Below are 6,797 nucleotides of genomic sequence, written 5' to 3' on the forward strand. Positions count from 1 at the left end.
GCAAGCGCAGAGGCTTGCCTCTACGGTCATTTGATGATTAATTGATTGTGAATGGGGTTTCATGGGCAAGCGCAGAGCCTTGCCCCTACAGTTGTAATTTGAAAATTAATTGATTTTGGGTTCTGGATTGATCCAAAGATAAGGGTAGTTTTCGCAAGTATCTGATAGGTTGGCTTTGATGGGATTTTCCAAAATGTATTTCCAAAATTGTTGAAATTCTTGCTCATCTCTAACGATGCGATCGTAGCGCTCCGGTTGCCAAACGCGACCGATGTGGGTCATCACTTTTGGAATTTCTTTGTGAGTATAGCTTTTTAAACTGTGCATGATACTCGCCAGAGGCCAATAATCACCCTTCTCCTTTTGCAGAGGTTGCATTAGCAAGTGGACGTGATCGGGCATGACTACAAATGTGAACATTTTATATCTTTTATCGTGAAAAAATAAACAAGCTGTAAATACAACTTTTCTTGCTTCTGGAGTGAGTTCTAATTTTTCCCAAGTATTGAATGTGATGAAGTAGATCGCCCCATTCAGTTCCCAATGTGGCAACCGGCGATAATATCTTTTCACCTCACTCGGATCGACTTCCATAATTTTCAGTTGGGACAATTTTGGAGTTCTGGGCAATTCAATGAATTATTAGGTGGTGGCAAGCCTCTGTGCTTGCCCCTGAAATCGGATTGGGGTTGATTGAAATGAATGGCTCATCGGGTGGTGGCAAGCCTCTGTGGTTGCCCATAAAATCGGATTGGGGTTGATTGAAATGAATGGCTCATCGGGTGGTGGCAAGCCTCTGTGCTTGCCCCTGAAATTTAATAGTAATTAATGAATCATCGGGTGGTGGCCAGCCTCTGCGCTTGCCCCTGAAATCTGATTTGGGCAACCCTGTAAGGTTGCCCCCACATGGTTTAAAACTGTTCGCCGACGAAAATGGTGCGGACTTCGCCGTTCCGGCGGATCACCGCTTCCTGGTTGACCACTTCCACCAGAGTCCAGCCGCTGGCGGCGACGCTTTCGCCGACGTAGATGCGGCGGGCGACCCCGTTGACTTCAAATAATGCCGCGGAGCGATCGCCCAATTCCAAAATGCCGACGAGGGTATGGACGGCGCCGGATTGGGGTTCGGTGGTGTCGGAGGCGGCGGCGGTCTGTTCGGGAGGGGCCGCCGGGGCACTCGGAGATGCCGGGGGGGGTGCCGGAATGGAGGAAGGGGTGGGGGGGGCGGGAATGGTGGCGGCGGGACTCGTCGTCGGAGTCGCGGCTGGTTCGGGTTCCGGAGTGGCGGTCGCCGTTTCTGTGGGGGTCGGTTCGGGTTCGGCCTGCACGTCCGCGCCGGAGGCCTGCCCGCCGGGGGTGGGGGTAGGTTGGGGCGGTTGCTGATTCTGCCGAGTCTGGGCCTGCAATGTGGCCATGACCTGATTGGAGAGGGAGGCGGTTTGGTCGGAGGCCTCTTGGACGGCTTCGGCCACCCGATTGATCGCCGCGATCAGGTTATTGGTGTTGGCGAGGGCCGTCGTGTCGGGGTTCGACGGGGGCGCGTCGGGGATGGGAAGGGTGGGCAAATTCATCACGGGGGGCGATCCCGGGAAACCCTGAAGGGCTATTTGGGGGGTTGTCGCTTTCCCTTCGATCGCGGCCAGCGATCGCTCCAAATAATCGACAAACTTCCCGTCCGCCCGGGTTTGGGCGTCGAGTGAGGGGGCGACGGCGACGGGTGCGGGGGCAAATAGCCGCCCCAGACCGCCCCGGGTCGCCAACCACAGGGAGAGGGTGACAACCAGAGACGCACAGGCAGCACCCAGGAGGATGCGATCGAAGGACTCGGTGCGATCGGCCCGGGCGTCCCGCAGGTTCACTTCCGAGGAGAGCGCCCCCTCCGTTTCCGCTTCAGTCTCGACCGCCGGCAGGATAATTTGGGGGACTTTGATGGATTGGAGGGAGATAAACTCCGGCTGTGCGGAGTCTTTGGGTAGCTTGGAGCCGCCTTCGAGGACGCGATCGACATCTCCGAAGATCTCGTCCATCAAGTCGTCGGCGTGGGTGTCGATCGCCAACGGCTCCATCGGTGCCGGCTCGGCGAAGTCCACATCCGGGTTTTGACGTTTCATTTCCTGAACCATCCGTTCGATCCTCCCTCCTCAATTGGATTACCTCGTCGGTTATTATTATGCGATTCTTTTTACCCGATTTGGTTTCTCCGGCCCACTAATTTTATTCAATTTCAACATTTGACCGCCACGACGGCCCGGTTGTCCCACGGACGGCTGGAAATCTGTCTCCCTTGCGATCGCCGCGCCACAATCGTGGGGATAGGATAATGACAAATATCGCGATCGCCGGGATTTCTCCCCGGATTCCATTCATCAACCACCTATATCGGACTCAATCCCCGCCATGATCGACACTTCTACCTTCGTCGCCCAATATCAATCCGCCGAATCCCTCCCCCAAATCTGGCCGATTCTGGCGCAAACCGTCCCCCAAGAAATCGCCCTGTGGGACCCCCACGCCCAGCCGGAAGTCCGCATCAGCTACGGCGAACTGTGGACGCAAATCCAACAATTTGCCGCCGGTTTGCAGCGGTTGGGGGTGGAACCGATCGCCGATGACATCCCCCCCCGCATCGCCCTGTTCGCCGACGACAGCCCCCGGTGGATGATCGCCGACCAGGGGATCATGACCGCCGGGGCCGCCGATGCCGTCCGGGGGGCGACGGCCGACCCCGAAGAACTCGCCTACATCCTGCAAAATAGCGGTAGCACCGGCCTGGTGGTCGAAAACTTGGCCCTGCTTGACAAGTTGCACGGCGCAATTCAGGATCTACCGATCCGATTTGTGATTCTCCTGTCCGACGAAGAACCGGAACCGAAACACCCCCTCGCTCTCCCCGTGTTCAATTTCAGCCAACTCATGGCCCAGGGGGAAGACCTGACCCTCACCAAACCCGCAACAACCACCCCCGACGACCTGGCGACCCTGCTCTACACCTCGGGGACGACCGGAAAACCCAAGGGGGTGATGCTCACCCACCGCAATTTTTTGCACCAACTCACCGCCGTCTACGACGTCCTCCAAGCCACCCCCGGAGAAATCGTCCTCAGCATCCTGCCGACCTGGCACAGTTTAGGGCGAATGGGACAATATTACTGTCTGTCTCAGGGGACGACGCTCGTTTATACCAATATCCGCTATTTCAAGCGAGATCTGCGGGAGTTCAAACCCCACTACATGGTCAGCGTCCCCCGTATTTGGGAGTCCATCCACGAAGCGGCCCAGAAGCAATTCCGGGACCAGCCGCCCACCCGGCAGAAATTGGTCAATTTCTTTTTCTCCGCCAGCGATCGCTACATCCGCGCCCGCCGGGTCGTCCGGGGACTGACGCTGTCGTCCGAAAAAAAGGGCAAAAGCCAGAGCGCCAAAATGGCGGCCCAACTGCAAATGCTGTTGTGGGCGCCCATCCACGCCCTTGGGGATCAACTGGTTTATCGAAAAGTGCGGGAAGCTGTGGGGGGAGACCTGAAATTGGCGATCAGCGGCGGTGGCTCCTTGGCCATGCACTTGGAGAATTTTTACGAAATCGTGGGGATTGAGTTGCTGGTGGGTTATGGGTTGACGGAAACGGCGCCAGTTTTGACGGCGCGACGGTTGTGGCACAACCTGCGGGGGTCGGCCGGAAAGCCGATCCCCCACACCGAAATTCGCATCATCGACCCCGACACCCGGCAAACCTGCGAAGTGGGGCACAAGGGGCTGGTGTTGGCGCGCGGTCCCCAGGTGATGGCGGGTTATTTTAAAAATCCCGAGGCGACTCAAAAGGCGATCGACCCGGAGGGGTGGTTCGACACGGGGGATCTCGGCTGGCTGACGCGACAGCAGGATCTGGTGTTGACGGGGCGGGCGAAGGATACGATCGTGCTCACCAACGGCGAGAATATCGAACCCCAACCCATCGAGGACGCCTGTGCGCGGAGTCCCTACATCGACCAGATCGTATTGGTGGGCCAGGATCAAAAATCCCTGGGGGCGCTGATCGTCCCCAATGTGGACGCTTTGAAGCAGTGGGCCGGGGAGCAGAATGTCACTTTGGATTGGCCGGAGGGGGACGGCGGAACTGCCGCCCTCGAAAGCCAGCCCATTCAAGACCTGTTTCGCCGGGAGTTGAACCGGGAGGTGAAAAATCGCCCCAGCTACCGCCCCGACGATCGCATCGGTCCGTTCCGATTAATTTTGGAACCTTTCTCCATCGAAAACGGGATGCTCACCCAAACCTTGAAAATCAAGCGCCCGGTTGTAATGGAGCGCTACCGCGATATGATTAACGAGATGTATTGAACCGGTGGGGGCGGCGATCGCAGTTGGCAAATAACCAGGGAACGGGGGAACGGGCGATCCAATCTGGGGCCTCCGCTCCCCGGCCGTCACCGAGTTGAGGTGTGGGTTGTCCAGACCGTCCCGACCGACCGCAGGCCCCCACGACTGACTTCTGAACACTGACAGGACAATTTTATGGAGATTTCCAACAACCAACTGCTTCTCAAGCGCCCCATCAATGTCAAAGCGATCGTGACCCCCCGGTGGAAAGAGGAAGCGCAACAACAACTGCAAGCTCAAATTAATCAGATTGACTCTCAGCTCCAACAACTCGAAATGCAGGGGCAGCGCATGATTGCCGAACTGAAAAAACAGAGCCTGCAACCTCCAGGTCCGGAAGTTTTGAAACAGATCGAAAATATCCAAAATCAGGTGAACGAACAGAAGAGTAAACTTCTGGATCAAAAGAATCAGAGCCTGCAACAACTGCAACAAATTCAGACCTTTGAGCTCGAACAGGAAGTCAACCAAGGTCAGATCGAAAGCGTGTTTACCGTCGAAAAAGGTGACAATTTGATCAAAAAAATGCAGGTGGAAATTCTCCTCCGAGACGGCGTGGTGGAAGAAATTCGCGGCGACGTCTGACGGGGGCGCTCGGGCGATCGCCACTCCCGGTTTTCGCGCCGGGGATGAGGGCGGAGCAACTTGTAGTAGAATCGACAGATGCCGATCGCGGACGAATTCGGAAAATTCGCCGTCGATGTCGGGACGGGGACGGCCCGGATCGCCTCGGCGCTTTTGAAATCGCCCCGGAAGGGGGTCAACCCGGGGAGTCGGCGACTGCCCCGGGAGTCAGTGCCGGCCTCGGTTCAGCCGAGCCGACAACCAACCCATCGGAAGCCCGCACCACAGCACCGCCTTGGTTTTTTCGGGCCCATTCACACGCAGCCAACACCACCACTCAGCAGCTATGATTCACGAAGTGTTTATGCCAGCCCTCAGCTCGACGATGACGGAGGGTAAAATTGTTTCATGGCAAAAATCCTCCGGCGATCGCGTCGGCAAGGGGGAAACCGTTCTCATCGTGGAGTCCGACAAAGCCGATATGGATGTGGAGGCGTTCCACGAAGGCTTTTTGGCGACGGTCATCGTTCCGGAAGGGGGGGTCGCCGAGGTCGGACAGACCATCGCCCTGATCGCCGAAACGGAGGCGGAAATTGAAGAAGCCAAACAAAAGGGAGCCGCACTCAGTTCCGGGAGTTCCCAACCCGCATCGGAACCCGAACCCGCACCGCAGCGGGAGGAACCGGAACCCGTCGCCGCCACCGCCGGCGCGGATTCCACCCCCAGCCGCCGCAACGGCCGCATCGTGGCATCCCCCCGCGCCCGCAAATTGGCCCAGGAACTCGATGTCGATTTGAATACCCTGCACGGCAGCGGCCCCCACGGCCGGATCGTAGCCGAGGACGTGGAAGCCGCGATCGGACGGACTTCCGCCCCGGCTGCACCGCCGCAACCCGCGCCCCGACAACAACCCGCCCCGATGCCCGCCGCCGCCCCCGCCCCGGCGACCGCCACTGCACCGCCGCTGGGGGAAGTCGTGAAGATGAACACCCTGCAAACGGCGGTGGTGCGGAATATGGTCGCCAGCTTGCAGGTGCCGACGTTCCACGTCGGATACACCATCACCACCGACAATTTAGACCAACTCTATAAGCAGATCAAATCCAAAGGGGTGACGATGACGGCCCTCCTCGCCAAGGCGGTGGCGATGAGTTTGCAGAAATATCCGGTGGTCAATGCCAGCTATGTCGAGTCCGGCATCCAATACAATGCGGGTATCAACGTCGCCGTGGCGGTGGCGATGCCCGACGGGGGGCTGATCACGCCGGTGTTGCAAAATGCCGACAAAGTGGATATCTATTCCCTCTCCCGCAATTGGAAGGATCTCGTCGATCGCGCCCGGGCCAAGCAATTGCAGCCGGAGGAGTACACCACGGGAACTTTCACCCTCTCCAACTTGGGGATGTTCGGGGTCGATCGCTTCGATGCCATTTTGCCCCCCGGCCAGGGTTCGATCTTGGCGATCGGGGCTTCCCGTCCGGCTGTGGTCGCCACCCCCGACGGCATGATGGGCGTCAAACGCCAGATGCAGGTCAACATCACCTGTGACCACCGGATCATCTACGGGGCGGACGCGGCGGCGTTCCTTCAGTATTTCGCCCAGTTGATCGAAAATGACCCCCAATCTCTGACGCTGTAAAAGCGGAGGAAGCGGAGGAAGCGGAGGGAGCGGAGGGAGCGGAGGGAGCGGAGGGAGCGGAGGGAGCGGAGGGAGCGGAGGGAGCGGAGGGAGCGGAGGGAGCAGAGGAAGCAGAGGAAGCAGGGGAAGCGGGTCAAACATCCGCACCGCTTGGGAATCAATTCCCCGAGGGCGCAAGCCTTGCGCCCCTACCAGCAAAAATCATCTGAAGATGATTGGG

7 protein-coding genes are annotated in these 6,797 nt (G+C 58.3%); 4 read left to right on the plus strand and 3 right to left on the minus strand.

Features of this window, described 5'->3' with window-relative positions; genetic code table 11:
• Nucleotides 1–105: 105 nt before the first annotated feature.
• The 3 genes from LKE08_RS26195 to LKE08_RS26205 form a co-directional block, all read right to left on the minus strand.
• On the minus strand, nt 106–594 hold the full coding sequence (locus tag LKE08_RS26195; RefSeq protein ID WP_324707235.1) for a transposase: 489 nt from the start codon (nt 592–594) through the stop codon (nt 106–108).
• A 317-nt stretch (nt 595–911) separates the two neighbouring features.
• Nucleotides 912–2,123, minus strand: coding sequence for a hypothetical protein (locus LKE08_RS26200; protein WP_324707236.1), 1,212 nt, complete (start codon nt 2,121–2,123; stop codon nt 912–914).
• Nucleotides 2,124–2,224: 101 nt separating this feature from the next.
• Nucleotides 2,225–2,374 (minus strand): hypothetical protein, encoded by a 150-nt coding sequence (locus LKE08_RS26205; RefSeq protein ID WP_324707237.1) that lies wholly within the window; start codon nt 2,372–2,374, stop codon nt 2,225–2,227.
• 23 nt (nt 2,375–2,397) lie between these two features.
• On the opposite strand from LKE08_RS26205, the gene LKE08_RS26210 reads away from it, so the two are divergent.
• The 4 genes from LKE08_RS26210 (at nt 2,398) to LKE08_RS26225 (ending at nt 6,577) form a co-directional block, all read left to right on the plus strand.
• A complete protein-coding gene (locus LKE08_RS26210; protein WP_324707238.1) occupies nt 2,398–4,335 on the plus strand; it encodes an AMP-binding protein in 1,938 nt (645 codons plus the stop codon).
• Between the two features lie 174 nt (nt 4,336–4,509).
• Nucleotides 4,510–4,959: a YlqD family protein gene (locus tag LKE08_RS26215; protein ID WP_324707239.1), complete on the plus strand. Its 450-nt coding sequence runs from the start codon at nt 4,510–4,512 to the stop codon at nt 4,957–4,959.
• Between the two features lie 44 nt (nt 4,960–5,003).
• A complete protein-coding gene (locus LKE08_RS26220) occupies nt 5,004–5,288 on the plus strand; it encodes a hypothetical protein (RefSeq protein WP_324707240.1) in 285 nt (94 codons plus the stop codon).
• Nucleotides 5,285–6,577, plus strand: coding sequence for a dihydrolipoamide acetyltransferase family protein (locus LKE08_RS26225; protein WP_324707241.1), 1,293 nt, complete (start codon nt 5,285–5,287; stop codon nt 6,575–6,577). Before LKE08_RS26220 ends, LKE08_RS26225 begins: the two co-directional genes overlap by 4 nt.
• Nucleotides 6,578–6,797: the final 220 nt, after the last annotated feature.

Origin of the sequence: Lyngbya sp. CCY1209 (assembly GCF_035615495.1) — a bacterium.
In the GTDB taxonomy this organism is placed as follows: Bacteria; Cyanobacteriota; Cyanobacteriia; order Cyanobacteriales; family Microcoleaceae; genus Limnospira.

Excerpts from the sequence above, each read along its gene's own strand:
- LKE08_RS26195 (WP_324707235.1), bottom strand. The coding sequence starts at position 594 with ATGGAAGTCGATCCGAGTGAGGTGAAAAGATATTATCGCCGGTTGCCA.
- LKE08_RS26215 (WP_324707239.1), top strand. The coding sequence starts at position 4,510 with ATGGAGATTTCCAACAACCAACTGCTTCTCAAGCGCCCCATCAATGTC.
- LKE08_RS26210 (WP_324707238.1), top strand. The coding sequence starts at position 2,398 with ATGATCGACACTTCTACCTTCGTCGCCCAATATCAATCCGCCGAATCC.
- LKE08_RS26200 (WP_324707236.1), bottom strand. The coding sequence starts at position 2,123 with ATGGTTCAGGAAATGAAACGTCAAAACCCGGATGTGGACTTCGCCGAG.
- LKE08_RS26220 (WP_324707240.1), top strand. The coding sequence starts at position 5,004 with ATGAGGGCGGAGCAACTTGTAGTAGAATCGACAGATGCCGATCGCGGA.
- LKE08_RS26225 (WP_324707241.1), top strand. The coding sequence starts at position 5,285 with ATGATTCACGAAGTGTTTATGCCAGCCCTCAGCTCGACGATGACGGAG.